This window comes from Cytobacillus sp. ABV4_503, assembly GCF_056158445.1.
In genome coordinates, this window is record NZ_JBSWTH010000001.1 from 1,233,761 (window position 1) to 1,254,962 (window position 21,202).

Below are 21,202 nucleotides of genomic sequence, written 5' to 3' on the forward strand. Positions count from 1 at the left end.
TTACTGCTTTTTAGTGCTGTTATTTTTCTTTTTCGCATTAATCCACAGTTTGCCTTCTGCTGTTTTGCGAGTTTCATTGCCGTAAGCATCCGTTACTTTCACTTCAATTTCGGCACCAGGTGCCATTACATTTGAAGTGGCAGTATAATAGCCGACATATTGGCCTGGGGAAGTTTCCATCATTGGAAGCTCAGTTGCATTATTCAGCTGTCCCCCGGCATTTGTTAAAGGCATTCTGATGGCAAACGTTGCTTTTAACCCTGGTTCGCTATCAAATTCGATTTTTACCGATTCGCCTTTTTTAAGTTCCTTGTCTTCTTCAGGAAGAAGATTTTCTATGACTGGAGCGGTGTATTTAGCATCGACCGTGATTGTTTTTTCTTCGGTGTTCTTCGCTTTATCCTGTGCTGTTACCGTTATGGTGTTTTCACCTTCATCCAGCAGGATGCGAAGAGAGTATTCACCATCTGTAATCATTGCTGCCTGGCCGTTTACTTTAACCCAATCAAGGTTATTGTCCGAAACGGTACCTTTCACAGTGACTGTTTCTTTGTTTGTTTTAGATTTATCTGCAGGACTTGTTATGGCCAATTCCGGCTTTGTTTTGTCATATATTACTTTTACAGGTTCAGAGGCATCAGTAGATCCTGACTCTGTAGCAGCCTTGGCTGTAAGAGTATTTTCCCCTTCAGACAGTGAAACTTCACTTGAAAATGTACCTTCTTCAGATGTTTCTGCTGATGCGATTTCCTCTCCATTATTAAATACTTTTACAGTAGTTGTAGGAGCTGAAGTACCTTCAACTGTAACCTTCCCTTGGTTTGTGAAGGCTCCGTCAGCTGGAGAAGTGATGACTGGTGCAGTTACTTCATAGTTCACTGTGGCACGGATCATGTAGTTTCCTTCATCCTCAGGAGCAGGAGACCATGCTCCGCCTACAAGCTGCCAGCTGCGTCCTGCATTTTCTCCATCCTCATCTGTGCCAAGACCAGGAGCATTAGGATTCGGTGCTGATTGGATATATACCAGATAGAAGTCGCCATTTGTAACAATTCCTTCGTCACTAAGATCTACATGTGTCCATTCACCGTTTCTTAAGGCTGTCGCTTCAAATGGACCTGCCAGCTTTTTGCCAGGTGCTCCATCTGGTCCGCTTGCATCATATACTTCCACTTTGAAGTCTGTTCCGCCCGGGGTCGGCCAGCTGGTATCCCAGAAGCGGAATAAACCGCCAGTAACCATCGCGCTGTCATGGCCGGATGCAAGGGACATCTTAACTGCCCATCCGTTTCCGGCATCGTAGAATGCACGTGCATTTTCAGCTGTACCATCATCATATCCGATTTCACCCGGGTATCCGATAAATGGCTTTAGCTCAATATTTTGCTCTAAAGAAGAGCCGCCTTCGATCGTGATGCTCTGCTCCTTGCTGTAGTAGGAAGGTGCCATAGCTTTTAAAGTGTATGTGCCTTCGTAGGCTGTGATTGTATATTCACCGTTTTCATTAGTTGTTACTGGCTGTACAGCTGCATCTTCTATTAAAAGAAGTGTAGTATTCGCTACAGGCTCCCCAGTTGCTTCATTTATCACAACACCTGTGACTGTACCTTTTGGTATTTCCTGAAGGACGAAGTTTGCAGTCGCTTCCCCATCCTGCGGGATATTTACGCTCTGCGTTTGAGAACGATAACCGTAAGCTTCTGCTTTTACAGTAAAATCGCCGGAAGCATGTGTCATTTCAAATGAACCATTTTGCGGATTTGTAAAGGTGGATCTGCCTGATTCCAGCACACTTACTTCGGCAGTAAGCGGAAGCAGCACAGGTGCAGGCCTGCTGTTTATCATCATCTTTTGCAGGAGCATTCTTTTCAGGCACAATGCTATCCGGATTTACCTTTTCTGTCTTTAATTCTGCAGATGGTTTATCTTTGCTGATGCCAAGCTGAGCTTTACCTGCAGGTTCAACTGGAGTATCAGATAATTGGACATCATCGATATACCAGCCTTGCTTCTGTACTGATCCATCGGTAGTTACATTGAATGCTACATAAATTCTTTGTCCTGCATACGCACTTAAATCTACTTCTGCATTAACCCAGTCTGTTGTATTACCGTTTACGCGAAGAGCCTGTTCCCAGTTTTCCATGTCAGTTGAAACGAATACATGGCCGTAATCATAACGGTTTTCAAGCTCGTGCCACTGCTTGAACTGAAGGTAGGCATTGCCTTCTGGCAGGTCAATAGGAGGCATCTGCAGATTCATGTTTGCTCTATTTGCATAGTTGCCGTCAAGTTTAGTTGCATATACTTTTTCCCCGGATGCTGCATTTCCAGGACCTGTAGTTGGCATACCCCACTCCCAGCTGTTTTCCGGTCCATATGAAGTCCAGCCGGCCGGCTGTGATTCAAAGTCCTGAGAATAGCCGATGCTGATTCCAGGTCTTACCGCAACTTCATAGGAGTCAGTTTCAGTTAAATTTCCGCCAAAATCATTGACCTTCCATTTATAAGTTACTGAAGGTTCGGCGATGTCTTCTCCAGGAATAACTGCCTGGTAGGTACCATCTTTATAGTTTCCAGCTGTTCTTTCGGCCTCAATGGCTGCCCAGCTGCCGTCAGCTTTTAAGTATTCAAGATCAACTCTTGTGACGCTTACATTATCTGATGCCGTCAATTCAAGTGCAAGATCCATTCCTGCATATGTTTCCTGAGGTGCTTCGTGATTGGCTTGAGGAGCTTCTGAGTCGTCTCCTTCTTTTGCAACCTGGCCTTTAATTTTTCCAAGGCCGGTCAGTACGGAAGAAACCGCATCGAAGGCATTGACAAGCCCATATCCAAAACCATTATTTGGTGTCTCAGGATAAGTACCATTTGTCAATGGAGTAGAGGTAGTCAGTAAAATTTCCTCCATCTCTTCAACAGTCAGACTTGAGTCAACCTGGCGGAGCAGAGCGGCAACTGCAGAAACATGCGGGCCAGCCATGGAAGTTCCATTCCAGCCGCCTTCATATCCGCTTCCAGGAACTGATGAACGAATGTTGACCCCTGGCGCAGATACATCAGGTTTAATTTCATCGTATGGTGAAGGTCCCAGCAATGAGAAACTGCCTAAACCATTATTAATATCTGTCGCACCAGTTGCGAATGATTCCGGGTAGTTAGCCGGTGTAGCAACAGAACCAGGTCCGCCAGGATTAAACAAAGTTGTGTTTCCGGCAGAGAATTCTGGGAAAATTTCAGCTGCCCGCCATGCCTGAACCATTGGGCGATACCACTCATCCAGCCCAGGCCCTCCGCCCCATGAATTATTGACAACATCCGGAGCTTTCTCAGGATGCGGGTTTCCTTCAGCATCCTTTGGAGCTAGAATCCATTCACCGGATTCAAGCAGATCTACGTCAGTTCCTCCGCTTGCAGTGAAAGCTTTTACTGCAATCCACTTCGCACCAGGTGCAACCCCGATTTGATTGGCTCCATTGGGCTCGGAACCAACCATTGTTCCAGTTACGTGGGTCCCATGCCCCTGATCATCATATGGTGCTGTCTGGCCTGCAGTGGCATCAAACCAGCTGAATTCATGTGTTGGAGAATCGGGTTGTGCAAGGGTATAGCCCCGGTATTTTTCTTTTAACGCCGGGTGGTTCCACTGAACACCTGTATCAATGGATGCAACGACAGTACCCGATCCGTCGATCCCCATTTCCCATACAGCAGGAGCGCCGACACGGTCAATATTCCACTCTATTGAACTGGTTTCTGCTTGTGTTTTGAGAGCTTTTTCGGCTTCCTTTACTGGCTTATGAAGCTGTCTTGTTTCGTTTGGAAGGATTTTTTCTACTTCAGGGAACACCGCGATTTGTTCCATAACGTCCTTTGTAGCTGTTACTGCAATGGCATTTACGATGTAGAAGGATTGAACATCTTTTGCCTTGCCGTCTTTCTCCTGCTTTTGAAGGAAATCTGTGACATGGCCTTGAGTCTCAATTGCTGTAGATCTTAGTGAGGATAGGACTGCAGAGCGTTTCATGTACTTGGATTTAGAGGCTGTCAGTTTTTGGGATGCAGCCGCTTTTTCAGCTTTCTTGGCTGCTGCTGAAGTATCAGCTTGTTCTTTAAACTTTATCAGGAATGTTACTTTATCTTCTTTATCAAATTGTTTCAGCAATGAGCTGTTTATTTTGCTTTTTGCTGTCTGAGGTGCAGCTTTCTTAACTGAGGTATGCGGAGAGCTCTTACTTTCGGCTGATCCCATGCCTGGGAACATCAGCGGCAAAATCAGAAAAGCTGTCAGCATCACATAAAGTATGCGATTCAATGATTTTCTTTTTCTTTTCAAAAAATTCCCTCCTTGTTTTGTTTAATTCCTTGAAAAGTGTTTTCTGGCAGAATGAATTCAATCACCTCCTAAGGGTATTTTCCAAAAATGGAAAACCCTTCCGCTAACAAGAACTTTAGCTGAAGATTCAGCTGGAGATTGTCGAAAAATGAAGTTTGCTGCTGTGGAATGAATAAAATAGCTAGAAGGTTTTAGAGCATTCAAAAGGTTACAGTCTTAAAGAATCAACTTAATCTGGTTATATCTGGATGAAAAGAATCATTTTCATACGGAAAGATTGGAATAGTAATAATTTTTGGAAAAAATAAGAAAAAGGAGGGAGGCAGTATTTTCCCAGAATGATAAAATGAATAAAAAGAGGGGGAGCTTTAAAAGGTCGCCATTCATCAAAACCATAGAAAAATAGGAAAACAATTATCTGGAAATGGGTATTTTGAAGTGTAACTTTCTCTGAATTTACTTGTTAATTGCAGCCTGAAGAATGGATACAGTGAAAAAGACTCCTTCTTCGGAAATTGTCTAAATCCATACGATTGAATCAGAACAATTAGATAAAATAGGATAATTGAATGGGAAATTGGAGATTGGTTTACCTGAAAGTTGAATTGAACATTTTACATAAATATTAGAAAGGTGTTTCTTTTCTATTTTCCATTCGTCTAATAATACGCGAGGGGGCGCCACAATGGAGAGAATATCGGCAGAAGCATTTGAAGATATATACAGCGAATACAGCGATCGAATTTATGGATACATATTTCTTCTCGTGAATGATAAGGAAGTTGCCGAAGATCTGACACAAGACACCTTTATAAAAGCTTATAAATATATGAGTCAATTTAATGGGGAGTCCCAGATCTTTACGTGGCTGGTCCGTATATCAAGAAATGTTGCCATTGATTATTTGCGGAAAAAAAACAGATTCAAATTTTTCTCAATTGAAAAATTCCAGCTCGAATCAGATGAAGATACTCCAACAGAGATTATGATAAAGGGTGAAAAAGTTACACTCTTATATGAAGCAATCCGCCATTTGAAATTAAGCTATCAAGAAGTGCTGATTTTGAGAAAGATAAAGGAGTTTTCCATCAAGGAAACGGCCGAAATCTTGAATTGGAATGAAAATAAAGTAAAAATCACCACTTCCAGGGCACTCGCAGCACTAAAAAAAGAATTGCAGAAAAGGGGGGAAATCCATGAAGAACTCATTCGGATTCGATAATTCTTTTCGTGAATTAGACCGTATTCCGCGATCGCAAAAGCAAAAGCAGGATAGCCTGCAAAAAATATGGAGTGGAATAGAGGATAGGCCAAAAAGAAAGAAAAATATTTATCCGCGATTTTTATCTGCTGCCGCTGTAATTGCTGCTTGTATCATGTTCGCTTTTATTATTTTTCCTGAGGATTCAATGACAAGAGGAAGCGGCAGTGCAAAAATGCTTGGGAATAGTTTTATCAGTCAAACAGCTATTGCTCTATCAGAAACGGAGAATACGTTCTCTGCTGAAGGAACGTATTCTGCTGAGACTGCAACTGTAAAAGATGAAAAGTGGGAAAACGCCGCAAGAAATGCCATAAATTCGGCAAAACCTGCTGAGGCCGTCATTGACTCCAAACCATTATACGATATCCAATTTATTATTAAAGGCAAAGACCCTGTAAAGGTGAAAGTCTGGAATGAGCATGGTGAGGTATATTTCAAGTCAATGGACAGTGAGATCATGTATGCAGTTCCTTCTGAAGAAGATGCCATATTTATTGAGTATTTGGAAGCCATTGCGAAAAGCATTCAAAAAACTCCTTAATTCAGACTCCTTTTTAGGGGTTTTTTTTATTAGGTAAAAAGGCATGAAAATTTACATATACCGAGAATTTTTTCAAAATAATGTTTTATCCCTAAATAACAGGGTAGTACTATCTTAGTTGATAAGTAATTTAATTGCTGGCCGGTATTTTTCCTTTGCGCAGGGGTTAGGCACATGCTTAAAGCTGAAGATTAAATATTATTTAGGGGGAGCATCATGAAAAAGGGAATAATCTTTATCATTTCTGCCATCCTGCTAATTGGCATTTTGGCAGGATGTTCGGGTGAGGAAAGTGTTCAGGCAGAAAAAACGAAGGATGGAAAAGTAATTGTTGATTTTTGGAGCTTCTGGGGTTCGGAAACGAGGCGTCCGATCATAGAAAAAATCATAGAGGATTTTAACAATTCACAGGATGATGTTTTTGTAAAGCATACATATTTGCCCTGGGGAGATATTTGGACAAAGAACCTGGCATCCGTTGCAGCGGGAAACCCGGCTGATGTTATTATAAACGATATTAATTCAGTCGCCCAGCGAGCTGAAAACGCACAATCCGAAGATCTGAGCAAGTATATTGATGAATCCTTCAAAGCTCAATTTTATCCTCATTTATGGGAAACGGTAATGTATGGGGATAAACCTTATGCAGTTCCATTCAATACAGATACAAGATTGCTATTTTACAATAAAGATGCTTTTAAAGAAGCTGGACTTGATCCGGAAAAGCCGCCAGCGACATGGGCGGAACTGGAGGAGTACGCCGAAAAGCTTGATATAAAGGATGGAGACCGCTATGAGAGAGTTGGCTTTTATCCGCTATGGGGCAGCATTGGTGCTGCCAGCTGGATGACAAGCGCTGACGGCGGAAAAGGATTCATTCAAGATGGAGAACTTTATATCAATACACCTAAAAAGCAGGAAGCTCTTCAATGGCTGCTGGGATGGAAAGAGCGTCTTGGTGAGAAGACAGTTCAATCCTTTGAAGCTGAATTTGGAAGTGAACAATCAAATCCATTCATTGCAGGAAAAGTGGCAATGTGGGTTGATGTCGGCACGTTTTACACACAGATTCGTGACTACGGAGAGGATATGAACTTTGGAGTAGCCCCAATTCCTGCATTTGAAAAAGGTTCTGGGAATTGGAGCGATGGCGGCGGTTTCGTAGCTGAAATACCGAAAGGAGCCAAACATCCTGAGGAAGCTATGAAATTTATCAAGTATTTAACTGGCCCGGAAGCACAAAAATACTGGGCTATGAAAAACTATGATAATGTCGCAAACAAAGAAGCTGCAGAAGCAGTGGTTAATGAGTTAAAGGGCGATGATATGTACGTATATGAAGCTTCAGTGGCAAACCTTGATCAAACGCAATTGTTTCCGGTTCCTGTAAAGTATCCAGATTACCAGAGCCGCATCAATCCGCATATAGACAATGCGCTGCTGGGAAAAACAAAGCCGGAAAAAGCGCTGGCAAAAGCAGAGAAAGATGTTGAAAAACTAAAGAGAAAATAGAACAAAGAGAGAAGGATTCCTCCTTCTCTCTTTAAAAATAAATAAAAGAAGGTGTATGGGTTGAAATCATATGATACAACATTTGTGCGCCGGGGAGCGGATCTTGCGGGCAAGAAAGTAAAGACTTCACGCAGACGGATGTCCCGCCAAACAAGAGAAAATATCTTTGGCTATCTATTTATCAGCCCGTGGATAATCGGATTTCTGGGACTGACACTTGGTCCTCTTATATTTTCCTTATTTGCAAGTTTTACAGATTATAATATTACTTCAAGAATGAATTTTATCGGCCTTGATAATTTTAAACGCATGTTTACAATCGATGATCTTTTTAAAACGTCTTTATGGAACACACTTTATTACGTTTTATTCTCTGTCCCGCTGACTACTGCAGGGGCGATTTTTCTGTCGGTTCTTTTAAATCAGAAAGTAAGAGGCATGAAATTTTTCCGCACACTTTATTATCTGCCAGCTATCCTTTCAGGTGTTGCGGTTTACTTTTTGTGGATGCAGCTTCTAAGTCCTTCAACAGGGCTGGTTAATACGTTCTTAGCATGGCTTGGGATTGAAGGGCCAGCCTGGCTGTTTGACCCCGAATGGACGAAACCAGCTTTGCTATTGATGAAAATGTGGAGTGTCGGCGGAGGGATGCTGCTTTACCTTGCAAGTCTGCAGGGAGTTTCAGCTTCCCTGTATGAAGCAGCGGATCTGGATGGGGCAGGTGTTATGCAGAAATTCTTTTATATCACCCTGCCAATGATTTCACCAATCATTTTCTTCGATGTGCTGACCAGTACCATAGGTGCCTTCCAGATCTTTCAAGAAGCATATGTCATGACAGAAAACGGAAGCGGAGGACCAGGAAACTCACTCCTATTCTATAATCTGCATATGTGGAATAATGCGTTTGAAGTGTTTGACATGGGCTATGCATCTGCAATGGCCTGGCTGCTGTTCATTGTCGTAATGGTACTGACAATCATTAATATGAAACTCGGCAAAAAATGGGTTCATTATGAGGGGGGAGATAATAAATGAGGACTGCCGCTGCAACGAAGTTTTATGAGACAAAAAAATTCAAAGAAAAATTAAAGCATACGATTATTTTTATCGTTTTATTAGCAGGAAGTGTACTGGTATTATCTCCGCTGTGGTGGATGATTTCGACATCATTGAAATCTCCTGCTGAGATTGCCCAATATCCGCCTACCTTTGTGCCAAAAGAATTCCATTTTTCCAATTATGTTGAAGCCTGGAAAACAGCGCCGTTTACACGTTGGGCAATGAATACGTTTTTTATTGCCTTTTGCGGAATGGCTGGAAGTGTTCTTGTCAATTCGCTCGTTGCTTATGCATTTGCGAAAATCCGTTTTAAAGGAAGAAATGCTTTGTTTATAGTCGTGTTATCAACCATGCTGATTCCAGGGTTTGTTACGATGGTACCCCGGTACATCTTATTTTCAAAGCTTGGCTGGGTAAATACGTACCTGCCGCTGATTGTTCCAGCTTTTTTGGGGAGTGCCTTTTTTATCTTCCTTTTGCGTCAGTTTATGATGACCATTCCTAATGAACTGATAGAGGCAGCAGTACTTGATGGTGCGAATCATCTGCAGATCTGGTGGCATATCATGCTGCCGCTGACAAAGCCAGCGCTTATTACAGTAGCCATTTTTTCATTTAATGGGGCATGGAATGACCTGCTTGGACCATTATTATATATAAATGATGAAAGTCTGTACACACTGCAAATCGGGCTTCAGACCTTCAAGGGAACAGTACAGACACAGTGGCATTACCTGATGGCCATGTCAGTCATGGTTCTCCTGCCTGTTGTACTGCTATTCTTCTTCTTCCAGAAGCACTTTATAGAAGGTTCAAACATCACATCAGGCTCGAAGGGATAACAAAACCGGCTAAGCACCTGCTTAGCCGGTTTTGTTACTGTCCTGCTCCAGGCGAAACCGGGTTATGATTGTACCCGATTAGCAAAAGCCTTCCGCTTTTATTATTGAATAGGACAATATGTTCTCCATTCCCCGCTCACACATACTTTATGGCGGGGTACATAACAGTCAATGATTACCGTATCTGGATTAAGTCCACTTTCTTTTAGCTGGGAAGAAACTGAAACTTCAGGCTCAGTATTTGCGGATGAACAAGGGTATCCGCCACGCCATTCGTATTTTGTACAGTAGTAGCATAACTCTGCTGCTGCTGTGATTTTATCGGAGGAGTCAGCATTGCTTTTCACTGTTCCTTCAATCAGCTGTGTTTTTTTCTTTTCAACCTCGAGCAAATAATCAGTAAAGGTACTGTCTTTCGAGATATCTATTTTGGTCTCTGCATCCGTTTTAAGGTCTTTTACATAAAAAGCCTGGTCCTCTATAAGCCTGCTGTAATCAACAAGCCGGACTTTTAATCCTTTTCTGTCGGACTCATATGAAAATGATAGAAGTGACGAGAAATTTACAAGGGCTTTTTTATCTAAGAAAACATTATTTTCTTTGTATTCAATTTCATATTGAACTGTCCAGCCATATTGTTTTCCTTTTTCATCAATAAGAGCTTTTGGCTTGGCGGCTGCATCTTTTAAAATGGAGGATTTAAATTCCTTAAACTCATCAGCCTTCAACACGGCTTTCATGAAATCTTTCTCAGTCAAATCAGCAGAACGGCTTTTGGGCTCTGCAGAAACATTGCCTGAAAAGACTAGTAAAATAGTCAATAACAAGAAAATATATCTTTTCATCACATACCTCCTAAAAGTATTGTCCTATATAAGATTAACCTACATTTCCAAAATTAGGAATGGTGCGAAATGATTATATTTATCTAGTATATTTTATCTAATATGAATAAAAAACAGACTTATGGTAAAAGGCCGCAAGGCTGTTTGATCAGTCAATATTATAGAAGCTTTTTGTATTTTCATATAGCTTCTTAAGAGCTTTGCTGAAACCTATTTCTTTTAGTTCAGCAAGGGATTTGATGGAACGGGCCATCATTGCTGGATGGGTAGGCTTGTTTTTAAAAGGGCCTTCGAATTTCCATGGACCATCTGTTTCTGCCATCAATTTATCCAGCGGGTAAGCCCGTACAAGGTCCTGTATTTCTTTTTCGTACACGATATCTGGAGTAAAGGAGATGTAATAGCCATTGGCAATCAGCCTGCTTACGGCTGCGGTGTTACCTTTAAACCAGTGAAAATGAGCTTTTTTAATCGAATGCTTTTCCAATAAATTGCACACAATCGGTGCATCATCATAAATTGCATGGAGGGTAATGGGCTTATCCCACCTTTTAGCGAGCTTAATGAATTCTTCGAGAAGTTCAATATATCCGCCATGATGCTTGCTTCCATCAGACCTTAAATAGTATGGGAGGCCAACCTCGCCAACAGCAGCCATCTGCTCTCTGTGAACCTTTATCCAGCTGAAAAGCTCTGAAATATCATGATCACTGGGGAGAACCTGTTCAGGGTGAAAACCAAAGGCAGGTTTAACAAAGGGATAAATTTCTGCAAGAGCAAGATTTCTTTTGCAGGATGCTAAATCGCTTGAAACTGTTACAAGTGAAAGCTGAAACGGCAGCTCATGAAACATTTTCTCTAAATCAATATTGCTGTACTTATCAAGATGAATATGGGCATCAATATACTTATCCATGCTGTTGCCTCCTAATGATTTTTCAGCGCATGATGGATGCTTCTTTTGCAGGCAAGGAAATTCTCATTGAGAAAAAGTTCCTCCATTCTTGGCCTGTTAAAGGGTACTTTATATTCATTTATTACTTTAGCAGGCTTGCTGCTAAGTACTAAAATTCGGTCAGAAAGGTAAATGGCTTCTTCAATATTGTGAGTTACGAACAGAATTGTGGGTTTATGCTCATTCCAAATATCAAGAAGCCATTTTTGCATATCATGGCGGGTAAGTTCATCTAAAGCAGAAAAAGGTTCATCCAGCAAAATGATTGGCTGCGGGCTTAATAATGCCCGGATAAAGGCAGCCCTTTGCTTCATCCCCCCTGATAATTCATGAGGATATGCATTTTCATAGTCACCGAGACCAGCTTTTTGAAGCATCTTTTTTGCCGTTTCCGAATCGGATTTACCCATTAGCTCCTGGCCAAGCAGAACGTTTTGAAGAATGGTTCTCCATGGCATCAGGGAAGGTGTCTGGGGCATATAGCTTATTGAACCGCGTTTGCCGTTGATCTTCACATTCCCAAGCGTTATGGACCCTTCGTCAGGCAGGAGCATCCCGCCAATGAGGTTGAAAAGGGTGCTCTTGCCGCTCCCTGAAGGGCCTAAAATCGAAACAAATTCCCCTTCATTTATATGAAAACTTAAATTGTCTAAAACCTGATTTGAATCAAAACTTTTGGTTAAATGATTAACTGATAATTGTATCATTTCCTGGCACTCTCCCGTGACTTCCATTTAATCAGCAAACGTTCAGCCAGTAATATTCCTCCAAAAAACAGCAAGCTTAACAGCATAATGGTAAAAATGGCAACAAAAACACGGTCCGTCCTAAATGAAGAAGAGGCTAAAGTCATATAAACACCTATTCCTGCTTTAGCTCCGAGCCATTCGGATATTACAGCACCCATCACACTATAGGTTGCGGAGATTTTTAGCCCTGAAAATAAAGAAGGAAGGGAATAGGGAAGCTCCAGCTTCCAAAAAAGCTGACCTTTGCTGGCACCTGCCATCAGCATATAATGCCTAAGTTCTCCGGGGGTTTGGCGAAAGCCGTCCAATGCAGCAACTGTAATGGGGAAGAAACAAACCAGCGTGATGACAATCAGCTTTGGAAGTATCCCGAAACCAAACCATACAACCAGCAAAGGAGCCAGTACAATTATAGGCACATTCTGTGAAAGTATGAGGAGAGGGTAAACCGACTCCCTTATAAAAGGCAATAAGTGCAGAATAACAGCTGTGAGTAATCCTATGACGGCGCCAATGAGAAATCCCAATAGGGAAAGCATGACTGTCGATTGAAGATGAAGGCGGAAGCCCTCCCAGCCCGAAATCGCTTCATGAACGATATCTGTCGGCGGAGGCAGGAGCCATGCAGGAACTTCTGCCAGATTTACTGCCAATTCCCAAAGAATGAATAAAAGAAGGAGAACCGCAGCCGGCCTCCATCCTTTTCTGAATACATTTATCATGAACGGTATTTCTCCGTTAAATCACTCATTTCAATACCGTCCGGCTGATATAGAACCTTAACCTGTGAAATTACATTGCTGCTTCCTTTTTCAATCATTTTTCTGTTCATATCGGCTATGATTTTTAATAAATGGTCTAAATCGCCTTCCATCGTGGTTTCTAGGGGATGCACCTCGTGCTTAACACCAGATTGCTGAATAACATTAATTGCTTCATCAACGTAAGGTATAACATTTTCCCCATCTTTTGTTTTCGGTATGATCTGAATGCTTACAAGTGCGTTTGCCATAGTTGAACTCTCCTTATTCCGGCAGGAAGTCATTTGTAAATGCTTTGCCGGCATCTAATTCTTTATCTAATAGACCATTATCATGCATCCAGTCTGCATAGTTTTCCCAGACTGCAAGCTTTTGTTCACCCCATCTTGGAGCATCATCCTGATAGCGGGGGGATAGCCATTCCTGGCTCTTTTTGACCAATTCGCTGTCAAGGTCCGGAGCATTTTTTAACAAAATATCTGCTGCTTCGCCAGGCTGATCGATTGCAAATTCATAACCTCTGGATGCTGCTTTTACAAATGCTTTGACAGTATCCGGGTCATCTGCAATCATTTTTTCGCTGGTTGCGAGAACGGGCGTGTAGTAATCCAGTTTTTTTGAGTAGTCGGTAAGGTAGACCATATTAATCTTTTCCCCCCGAAGTTCTGCTTCTACACCTGTCCATCCGTAATAAATCCATGCGAAGTCTATATCTCTTTTAACAGCTGTGAAAAAGTCAGCATCTCCCATGTTAACAATTGAGACATTATCAACATTGGCGTTTTCCTTCTTCATTAGGGAATCTATTACAGATTTTTCTACAGGAGCTCCCCAGCCGCCATAAGTTTTTCCTTCAAAGTCTTTCGGCGATTTAATGTTTTTTTCAGCAGGGGATGCAAAACCGGAAGTATTATGCTGTATTACAGCTGCTATTGATACAAGGGGAACTCCCTGTACACGGGCTTCCGTGATGCTTTCCTGATAGCTGACACCGAAATCAGCCTTGCCTGATGCAGTCAATTGATCTGCACCTGCTTCACCTGGCATTATAATTTCGACATCGAGCCCTTCTTCTTTAAAATATCCTTTGTCCTTTGCGGCATATAAGCCGGTATGATTGGTATTGGGTGTCCAATCCAATACAACAGTAACTTTTTTCAAATCTTGTTTGCTGTCTGCATCTTTGCTTCCAGTCTGATTATCCGCTCCATTGCCGGCACAGCCTGAAAGAAACAGAAGTGAACAGATAGCCGCAATCCACTTTTTCATAAATAATCCTCCTAAAACCTTTATGTAATAAGGAAAGTTAATGATAGTCTGCCCTGAAAAATAAAAACGCCCCGGTATAAACCAGGGCGCATATAAAAACATTTAGTATGTTTAAGAATATGTTCCCTACGCTGCTATGAGCCAGATCAGGTTCAAAGGGTCAGCATCTTAATGATGAAGTCTCAACCGGCATACCGGTTCCCCTACATTTCCTGCTATTTAATTTTGACAGCATAAATACTTTCCATCATTATTATAGCAAATAATATCAAAATGGACAGAAAATAATTATTTCATCTCTATCGTCCTGCTTTCTTTCCAGATTTTGAATTTTTCAAGTTCACCTGTAATTTGGCTAACGGCAAAACCAAGTACTGCTGCATCATCTAAAATTCCCATTCCTATTAAAAAGTCAGGAACAAGGTCTATAGGGGAAACAAAGTATAGGACGGAAGCAATAATAAAGATAACCGATTTTCTTGAAATATGCCGGTAATCGCCTTTAGACCATGCCTTAACCAAATCGATCAGAAGCTGAAACTTTTCCCATATATCACTTAATGAAGATTTATTTTTATCTGCTTTAAGTGTAGCCTTTCTTAGCAGTACTTTTGTTTTTTCAGGGTCTTCCGCATAACGTTTGGCCCTGGCAGAAAATTTTTTATAGCCGTCCTTATAATCTTTCGTTTCTATTTCAGGCATAGCTATCACTCCTATATTTGATAATTCGCATAAACAGTTATAATCTAGTATTTACCGCATACCTGACATGACATAAACATTTCACCGGGAGAAATAAATGGAAATCAAATTTAACCTGTGACAAAACCTTATTGGGGGCTGATATCTATGCTTGAGAAATGGCTTCAGGAATCAAATTATACAGTAATATTAACTGGAGCAGGAATGTCGACGGAAAGCGGACTTCCTGATTTCAGGTCTGCCAATAATGGATTATGGAATGGGAAAGATCCTGGAAAAATAGCCAGTACAGAAGCATTAAATGAAAATGTGAACGAGTTTATTGAATTTTATCGGCACAGGGTAATCGGGCTTAAGGAGTGCAATCCCCATAAAGGGCACTATATTCTTGCAGATTGGGAAAAGAGAGATATTATTAAGAGCATTATCACCCAGAATGTGGATGGATTTCATGGACTGGCGGGAAGTAAAAAAGTATCAGAGCTCCATGGGAATTTGCAGACACTCCATTGCCAGAAGTGTAAAAAAGAGTTCCCGAGCGAAGGGTATTTGCATGGACAATTCCAATGTAATTGCGGTGGTGTGCTCCGTCCTTCAGTAGTTCTGTTTGGGGAAATGCTTCCTGAGGAGGCTTTAGATTTCGCAGAAGATGAAACAGAAAAGGCAGAACTTTTTATTGTTCTGGGATCATCCTTGAATGTAACACCTGCAAATCAGTTTCCGCTGATTGCCAAACAAAACGGGGCAAAACTGGTGATTATTAATTTGGAACCTACGGACTTCGATATTTATGCTGATGAAGTGATCCATAACCGCAAAATTGGTGAAGTATTAGAAGATCTTGATAGAGTCTTTAATAGTGAAAAAACGTGAATTCATAAAAATAGCTGCCATGCTATGATTTTTTAAGTCAATCTACTATAATGGACAATGAACATGATTGCTACTGCCCATGCGATATGATATATAAGGAGTGTTCAGCATGTTATCAAACATCGGTATTCCAGGTTTAATTCTCATCCTGGTTCTGGCTCTTATTATTTTTGGTCCTAAAAAACTTCCTGAAATAGGGAGAGCATTTGGGGAGACCTTAAAAGAATTTAAGAAATCTACCCGTGAACTCACAAAAGATGATGACGATGATAAAAGGAAATAAGATTATTCAATAGGTTTAGAACCGGCTTTGAAGACAATTTAGTCTCGAAGCCGGTTTTTTTATTTTCTGACATCCAGAGAGATTGAATGGGTATATAAAAGAGAGAAAAGAAAAAGTGGTTGACTGACATGTATATACAAGATAGAATGAAAGCGTAAACAGTTCATGTATATACAAGTCGAATTCTGTTAATTGGATATATTTGTAAAGTTAGAGAACAATAAACAAAAACCTTATAACTGTTTTTTTCTTTTATATGAAAACGGTAACAGGAGGAGAGCGAAGAATGGCTACAAATAAAGAGTCAGCAGAGCAAATTGTAGAAGCTATCGGGGGCAGGGATAATATTGCAGCGGCAACTCATTGTGTTACACGGCTGCGTTTTGCGTTAAAAGATGAAGGAAAAGTCAATAAAGAAAAACTCGAAAATATAGATATTGTAAAAGGCTCATTTTCCACAAATGGACAATTCCAGGTTGTCATTGGACAAGGCCTGGTTGATAAAGTGTATAAAGAAATGACAGATGCGACAGGAATTGGCGAATCGTCTAAAGAAGAAACAAAAAGTGCTGCTGCTGAAAACTTAAATCCATTGCAGCGCGGAATTAAAACACTTGCAGATATTTTTATTCCAATCCTTCCGGCTATCGTTACAGCTGGTTTGCTGATGGGAATCAATAACATTATGACCGCACCGGATATTTTCTTCGATGGTAAATCGTTTGTTGAAGTTTATACAAACTGGGCCGATCTGGCGGGCATCATTAACCTGATTGCCAATACTGCTTTCGTATTCCTTCCCGGTTTGATTGGCTGGAGTGCCGTAAACAGGTTTGGAGGAAGTCCTCTTCTTGGTATTGTGCTAGGTTTGATGCTTGTGCACCCGGAACTTTTAAATGCATGGGGCTATGGTTCAGCTGAAGAAGTTCCGAAGTGGAATTTATTCGGTCTTGAAATTGAAAAGGTAGGTTACCAGGGGCAGGTATTGCCTGTATTATTTGCTTCATACGTATTGGCTAAGATAGAAGTATTTCTGCGAAAAAGAATTCCTGATGCTTTTCAGCTTCTGACTGTTGCACCGATCGCTTTACTGATCACTGGTTTTCTTTCTTTTATTGCCATTGGACCGATTACATTCACGATTGGCAGCTGGATTACAAATGGAGTTGTCGGAATCTTTGATGCCGTTCCAGCCCTTGGAGGCTTGATTTACGGAGGATTATATGCCCCTCTCGTTATCACTGGTATGCATCATACTTTCCTTGCAGTTGATCTGCAGTTAATCGGCAGCATTGGCGGCACGTTTTTATGGCCGATGGTTGCACTGTCTAATATTGCACAGGGCTCCGCTGCTTTTGCCATGATGCTGTTAAGCAAAGGGAACGAAAAGCTGAAAGGGCTTGCGCTTACTTCGTCCGTATCAGCATGGCTTGGAGTCACCGAACCTGCTATGTTTGGGGTGAATCTTCGCTTTAAGTACCCGTTCTTTGCAGCGATTATTGGGTCAGCAATTGCAGGCATCTTCATCACTATTAATGGTGTTAAGGCACCGTCAATAGGTGTAGGAGGCTTGCCGGCATTCTTCTCCATCTTTGCGGAAAACTGGGGTGCTTTCTTTATCGGAATGGGTATTGCACTTGTTGTACCGTTTGTATTGACTTTAGCTTTCTCGAAATTAAAAAAAGCAGAATAGAAAGGTTGATGCCATGGGGTTTTATAATTCCGTGGTATCGCCATTTTATAAGGCTTGCACAAAAATGTAAATATCGGAGGTCACCATATGAAGAAGCAATGGTGGAAAGAAAGTGTAGTTTACCAAATTTACCCTCGGAGCTTCATGGATAGCAATGAAGATGGAATTGGAGATTTGCAGGGAGTCATCTCCAGGCTGGATTATTTGAAAGAGCTTGGGGTTGATGTGGTTTGGCTTTCACCGGTTTATAAATCGCCAAATGATGATAATGGATATGATATCAGTGATTATCTGGATATTATGAGTGAGTTTGGAACAATGGAAGATTGGGAAGTACTTCTCGGAGGGATGCATAAGAGAGAGATTAAACTCATTATGGACCTGGTGGTAAACCATAGTTCAGACGAACATATCTGGTTTGCAGAGTCCAGGAAATCCAAAGACAATCCATACAGGGATTATTATATATGGCGCGAAGGAAGGAATGGAAAAGAGCCGAATAACTGGGGAGGCAATTTCGGAGGATCCGCCTGGGAGTTTGATGATAATACAGGAGAATATTATTTGCATCTGTTTTCAAAGAAACAGCCAGATTTAAATTGGGATAATCCGGAATTAAGAAATGAAATATACGACATGATGACTTGGTGGCTCGAAAAAGGAATTGATGGATTCAGAATGGATGTCGTCAACTTCATCTCCAAAGTGGAGGGACTTCCTGACGATGAACCTAAGCATGGGAAGAAATATGCATCTGGAAGCAAGTATTATCGAAACGGCCCAAGAATTCATGAATACCTGCGGGAGATGAATGAAAAGGCCTTATCGAAGTATAATGTTATGACTGTTGGCGAAATGCCCGGTGTGACTCCTGAATGGGCCAGGCAATATACAGGAGAATCACGCAATGAGTTGAATATGGTCTTCCAATTTGAACATGTTAGCCTGGATAACGGGCCAAATGGCAAATGGGATCTTAAACCGCTTGATCTGTGTGACTTAAAAACAAATCTGACAAAATGGCAAAATGAGCTGGATGAAGATGGCTGGAACAGTCTTTACTTTAATAATCATGACCAGCCGCGTTCTGTTTCAAGATTCGGCAGTGACGGAGAGTATCGGGAAAAGTCGGCTAAGATGCTCGCAACATTGCTTCATATGATGAAGGGAACTCCTTATGTTTATCAGGGAGAAGAAATTGGAATGACGAATGTCCGTTTCTCAAGCATTGAAGAATACAGAGATATAGAAACACTTAATTTTTATAAAGAATCTCTTAACGATGGGTGGACAGAGGAAAAGGCCCTTGAAAGCATCTATGCAAAAGGGCGTGACAACGCGCGGACACCGATGCAATGGGATTCATCAGAGCATGGGGGATTTACAGCTGGAACCCCATGGATAAAAGTAAACCCTAACTATAAAGACATTAATGTGGAAAAGGCAATGAAAGACCCTGAGTCTGTTTTTCATTACTATAAAAAGCTTATTGAACTTAGGAAGAAACATGAAATTATTGTTTACGGCAGGTATAATCTAATACTTGATCATCATCCTGAAGTGTACGCTTATACAAGAACAATGGGCAATCAGATTCTTCTGGTCTTGTGCAACTTCTATGGAGGAAACCCAGAAGTAGAACTCCCAGCATGCATCCAGGAAAAGAAATTTGAGGCGCTGATTGGGAATTATCAAGATATACAAATTAGCAGACCAACTAAGCTGCGCCCCTATGAAGCTCAGGTCCTTCTTTTTAACAGCTAAAGAACCTCAATTTATAAAAAACTAAAACAGGTGTGATTCTAATGAAACAACCATGGTGGAAAAATTCAGCAGTATATCAAATTTATCCGAAAAGCTTTAACGATACGACAGGAAATGGGGTTGGAGACATTCCTGGAATTATTGCCAAGCTTGATTATTTAAAAGAATTAGGTGTGGACGTCGTATGGCTGACGCCAATCTATAAATCTCCGCAGCGCGACAACGGATATGACATTAGTGACTATTTCAGCATTCACGAAGAATACGGAACTTTAGCTGACTTTGAAAAGCTTCTTGAAGAGGCCCATAGCCGGGAAATAAAAATCATTATGGATATAGTAGTAAACCATACCTCCACTGAACATCATTGGTTCCAGGAAGCAAAAAAATCAAAAGACAATCCATACCGCGATTTTTATATCTGGAAAGATCCTAAGGACGATGGAAGCGAACCGACAAACTGGGAATCTAAATTCGGAGGGAATGCATGGCAATATGATGAAGCAACCGGCCAATACTATCTCCATCTTTTTGATGTCTCACAGGCGGATCTAAATTGGGAAAATGAAGAGCTTCGCCGAAAAGTGTATGACATGATGGAATTCTGGTTTGAAAAAGGTGTAGATGGCTTTAGACTTGATGTAATCAATCTGATTTCTAAAGACCAGCAGTTTCCCGATGACGACGGGTCTGTGCCTCCAGGCGACGGCAGAAAATTCTATACAGACGGACCTCGTGTGCACGAATTTTTGCATGAAATGAATGAAAATGTATTTTCAAAATACGATAGTATGACAGTTGGCGAAATGTCCTCCACATCCATTGATCATTGTATAAAGTATTCCAATCCTGAGAGGGAAGAGTTGAGCATGACTTTCAACTTTCATCATTTGAAAGTGGATTACCCTAATGGGGAGAAATGGGCACTCGCTGAATTTGATTTTGGAGCGTTAAAGCAGATTTTATCCAAGTGGCAGACTGAAATGCACAAAGGAAGGGGCTGGAATGCTTTATTCTGGTGTAATCACGATCAGCCCCGTGTTGTGTCAAGATATGGTGATGACCGAAAATATCATCGCGAATCTGCTAAGATGCTGGCGACAGTTATTCATATGATGCAAGGTACCCCTTATATTTATCAGGGTGAAGAGTTTGGCATGACAAACCCGGGCTTTGATAGCATTGAAGACTACAGAGATGTAGAATCATTGAACGTTTATAATATCCTTAAGGAAAAAGGAATGACTGAAGAAGAAATAATTAATATTCTTAAAAGCAAATCACGCGACAATTCCCGGACGCCAGTTCAATGGGATGGTTCTGCAAATGCAGGTTTCACAGATGGGACGCCTTGGATTAATATTGCATCAAATTACAGTGAAATAAATGCCGAAAGAGCATTGAATGACGGGAATTCTATTTTTTATCATTATAAAAAGCTGATCCAGCTTCGCAAGCAGTATGATATTATCACTTATGGAGACTATGAACTGATTTCTGAGGATCATCCTGATGTGTTTGCTTATGTTCGAAATGGTGATAATGAAAAGCTTCTGGTTGTGAATAATTTCTATGGGAAAGAAACTTCATTTATCATTCCTGAACATATTCAAGCAGATGAATATAAAGAGGAGACCTTACTGTCCAATTACAATCATTCACCTTCTGCAGCACAGACCATTAACTTAAGGCCATATGAATCCGTTATCTACTATTTAAAGAAATAAAAATAAAATCCTCCCGCTGTTAAC

17 protein-coding genes, 1 pseudogene and 1 riboswitch are annotated in these 21,202 nt (G+C 41.1%); of the genes and pseudogenes, 10 read left to right on the forward strand and 8 right to left on the reverse strand.

Going from position 1 to position 21,202, the window contains the following annotated elements; genetic code table 11:
* Positions 1 to 4,294 (reverse strand): annotated as a pseudogene (locus ACXAD1_RS06335) (S8 family serine peptidase).
* Between the two features lie 727 nt (positions 4,295 to 5,021).
* On the opposite strand from ACXAD1_RS06335, the gene ACXAD1_RS06340 reads away from it, so the two are divergent.
* The 5 genes from ACXAD1_RS06340 (at position 5,022) to ACXAD1_RS06360 (ending at position 9,557) form a co-directional block, all read left to right on the forward strand.
* A complete protein-coding gene (locus ACXAD1_RS06340) occupies positions 5,022 to 5,558 on the forward strand; it encodes an RNA polymerase sigma factor (protein ID WP_206835572.1) in 537 nt (178 codons plus the stop codon).
* Positions 5,533 to 6,141 carry a hypothetical protein gene (locus ACXAD1_RS06345; protein ID WP_206835574.1) on the forward strand — a complete coding sequence of 203 codons (609 nt, stop codon included), beginning with the start codon at positions 5,533 to 5,535 and terminating at the stop codon, positions 6,139 to 6,141. Before ACXAD1_RS06340 ends, ACXAD1_RS06345 begins: the two co-directional genes overlap by 26 nt.
* Positions 6,142 to 6,357: 216 nt before the next feature.
* On the forward strand, positions 6,358 to 7,653 hold the full coding sequence (locus ACXAD1_RS06350) for an ABC transporter substrate-binding protein (RefSeq protein ID WP_474909672.1): 1,296 nt from the start codon (positions 6,358 to 6,360) through the stop codon (positions 7,651 to 7,653).
* Between the two features lie 60 nt (positions 7,654 to 7,713).
* Entirely contained in the window at positions 7,714 to 8,691 is a 978-nt protein-coding gene (locus ACXAD1_RS06355; protein ID WP_474909673.1) for a carbohydrate ABC transporter permease, read from the forward strand.
* On the forward strand, positions 8,688 to 9,557 hold the full coding sequence (locus ACXAD1_RS06360) for a carbohydrate ABC transporter permease (protein ID WP_474909674.1): 870 nt from the start codon (positions 8,688 to 8,690) through the stop codon (positions 9,555 to 9,557). The genes ACXAD1_RS06355 and ACXAD1_RS06360 overlap by 4 nt, the downstream gene beginning before the upstream one ends.
* A 101-nt stretch (positions 9,558 to 9,658) precedes the next feature.
* Here ACXAD1_RS06360 and ACXAD1_RS06365 read toward each other — a convergent pair whose 3' ends face one another.
* The 7 genes from ACXAD1_RS06365 to ACXAD1_RS06395 form a co-directional block, all read right to left on the reverse strand.
* Complete coding sequence (locus ACXAD1_RS06365) at positions 9,659 to 10,402, reverse strand: hypothetical protein (protein WP_474909675.1); 744 nt, start codon at positions 10,400 to 10,402, stop codon at positions 9,659 to 9,661.
* A 148-nt stretch (positions 10,403 to 10,550) separates the two neighbouring features.
* Positions 10,551 to 11,318 (reverse strand): TatD family hydrolase, encoded by a 768-nt coding sequence (locus ACXAD1_RS06370; protein ID WP_474909676.1) that lies wholly within the window; start codon positions 11,316 to 11,318, stop codon positions 10,551 to 10,553.
* An 11-nt stretch (positions 11,319 to 11,329) separates the two neighbouring features.
* Positions 11,330 to 12,064, reverse strand: a complete 735-nt coding sequence (locus ACXAD1_RS06375) for an ABC transporter ATP-binding protein (RefSeq protein WP_206835585.1) — start codon at positions 12,062 to 12,064, stop codon at positions 11,330 to 11,332.
* Positions 12,061 to 12,828 carry an ABC transporter permease gene (locus ACXAD1_RS06380; protein ID WP_206835587.1) on the reverse strand — a complete coding sequence of 256 codons (768 nt, stop codon included), beginning with the start codon at positions 12,826 to 12,828 and terminating at the stop codon, positions 12,061 to 12,063. Before ACXAD1_RS06380 ends, ACXAD1_RS06375 begins: the two co-directional genes overlap by 4 nt.
* Entirely contained in the window at positions 12,825 to 13,118 is a 294-nt protein-coding gene (locus ACXAD1_RS06385; RefSeq protein ID WP_206835589.1) for a thiamine-binding protein, read from the reverse strand. Before ACXAD1_RS06385 ends, ACXAD1_RS06380 begins: the two co-directional genes overlap by 4 nt.
* Positions 13,119 to 13,131: 13 nt before the next feature.
* Positions 13,132 to 14,136, reverse strand: coding sequence for an ABC transporter substrate-binding protein (locus tag ACXAD1_RS06390; RefSeq protein ID WP_474909677.1), 1,005 nt, complete (start codon positions 14,134 to 14,136; stop codon positions 13,132 to 13,134).
* Between the two features lie 106 nt (positions 14,137 to 14,242).
* Positions 14,243 to 14,351, reverse strand: a riboswitch (TPP riboswitch).
* Between the two features lie 73 nt (positions 14,352 to 14,424).
* The gene (locus tag ACXAD1_RS06395) at positions 14,425 to 14,838 is read right to left on the reverse strand and encodes a YkvA family protein (protein WP_206835595.1); all 414 of its coding nucleotides are present in this window, start codon (positions 14,836 to 14,838) and stop codon (positions 14,425 to 14,427) included.
* A 147-nt stretch (positions 14,839 to 14,985) separates the two neighbouring features.
* Here ACXAD1_RS06395 and ACXAD1_RS06400 point away from each other — a divergent pair, with 147 nt between their 5' ends.
* The 5 genes from ACXAD1_RS06400 (at position 14,986) to treC (ending at position 21,178) form a co-directional block, all read left to right on the forward strand.
* Positions 14,986 to 15,711, forward strand: coding sequence for an NAD-dependent deacylase (locus ACXAD1_RS06400; RefSeq protein ID WP_370222300.1), 726 nt, complete (start codon positions 14,986 to 14,988; stop codon positions 15,709 to 15,711).
* 109 nt (positions 15,712 to 15,820) lie between these two features.
* Positions 15,821 to 15,994: a twin-arginine translocase TatA/TatE family subunit gene (gene tatA / locus ACXAD1_RS06405; protein WP_113883262.1), complete on the forward strand. Its 174-nt coding sequence runs from the start codon at positions 15,821 to 15,823 to the stop codon at positions 15,992 to 15,994.
* Positions 15,995 to 16,280: 286 nt separating this feature from the next.
* Positions 16,281 to 17,687 (forward strand): PTS system trehalose-specific EIIBC component, encoded by a 1,407-nt coding sequence (gene treP, locus ACXAD1_RS06410; RefSeq protein ID WP_206835602.1) that lies wholly within the window; start codon positions 16,281 to 16,283, stop codon positions 17,685 to 17,687.
* Between the two features lie 87 nt (positions 17,688 to 17,774).
* On the forward strand, positions 17,775 to 19,451 hold the full coding sequence (locus ACXAD1_RS06415; RefSeq protein ID WP_474909678.1) for a glycoside hydrolase family 13 protein: 1,677 nt from the start codon (positions 17,775 to 17,777) through the stop codon (positions 19,449 to 19,451).
* Positions 19,452 to 19,492: 41 nt separating this feature from the next.
* Positions 19,493 to 21,178 carry an alpha,alpha-phosphotrehalase gene (treC, locus tag ACXAD1_RS06420; RefSeq protein ID WP_474909679.1) on the forward strand — a complete coding sequence of 562 codons (1,686 nt, stop codon included), beginning with the start codon at positions 19,493 to 19,495 and terminating at the stop codon, positions 21,176 to 21,178.
* The last annotated feature ends 24 nt before the right edge of the window (positions 21,179 to 21,202 follow it).

Coding starts and splice junctions, on each gene's coding strand:
- ACXAD1_RS06395 (WP_206835595.1), bottom strand. CDS start 14,838: ATGCCTGAAATAGAAACGAAAGATTATAAGGACGGCTATAAAAAATTT.
- ACXAD1_RS06390 (WP_474909677.1), bottom strand. CDS start 14,136: ATGAAAAAGTGGATTGCGGCTATCTGTTCACTTCTGTTTCTTTCAGGC.
- ACXAD1_RS06380 (WP_206835587.1), bottom strand. CDS start 12,828: ATGATAAATGTATTCAGAAAAGGATGGAGGCCGGCTGCGGTTCTCCTT.
- ACXAD1_RS06385 (WP_206835589.1), bottom strand. CDS start 13,118: ATGGCAAACGCACTTGTAAGCATTCAGATCATACCGAAAACAAAAGAT.
- treP (WP_206835602.1), top strand. CDS start 16,281: ATGGCTACAAATAAAGAGTCAGCAGAGCAAATTGTAGAAGCTATCGGG.
- tatA (WP_113883262.1), top strand. CDS start 15,821: ATGTTATCAAACATCGGTATTCCAGGTTTAATTCTCATCCTGGTTCTG.
- ACXAD1_RS06375 (WP_206835585.1), bottom strand. CDS start 12,064: ATGATACAATTATCAGTTAATCATTTAACCAAAAGTTTTGATTCAAAT.
- ACXAD1_RS06350 (WP_474909672.1), top strand. CDS start 6,358: ATGAAAAAGGGAATAATCTTTATCATTTCTGCCATCCTGCTAATTGGC.
- treC (WP_474909679.1), top strand. CDS start 19,493: ATGAAACAACCATGGTGGAAAAATTCAGCAGTATATCAAATTTATCCG.
- ACXAD1_RS06370 (WP_474909676.1), bottom strand. CDS start 11,318: ATGGATAAGTATATTGATGCCCATATTCATCTTGATAAGTACAGCAAT.
- ACXAD1_RS06365 (WP_474909675.1), bottom strand. CDS start 10,402: ATGAAAAGATATATTTTCTTGTTATTGACTATTTTACTAGTCTTTTCA.
- ACXAD1_RS06415 (WP_474909678.1), top strand. CDS start 17,775: ATGAAGAAGCAATGGTGGAAAGAAAGTGTAGTTTACCAAATTTACCCT.
- ACXAD1_RS06400 (WP_370222300.1), top strand. CDS start 14,986: ATGCTTGAGAAATGGCTTCAGGAATCAAATTATACAGTAATATTAACT.
- ACXAD1_RS06345 (WP_206835574.1), top strand. CDS start 5,533: ATGAAGAACTCATTCGGATTCGATAATTCTTTTCGTGAATTAGACCGT.
- ACXAD1_RS06340 (WP_206835572.1), top strand. CDS start 5,022: ATGGAGAGAATATCGGCAGAAGCATTTGAAGATATATACAGCGAATAC.
- ACXAD1_RS06360 (WP_474909674.1), top strand. CDS start 8,688: ATGAGGACTGCCGCTGCAACGAAGTTTTATGAGACAAAAAAATTCAAA.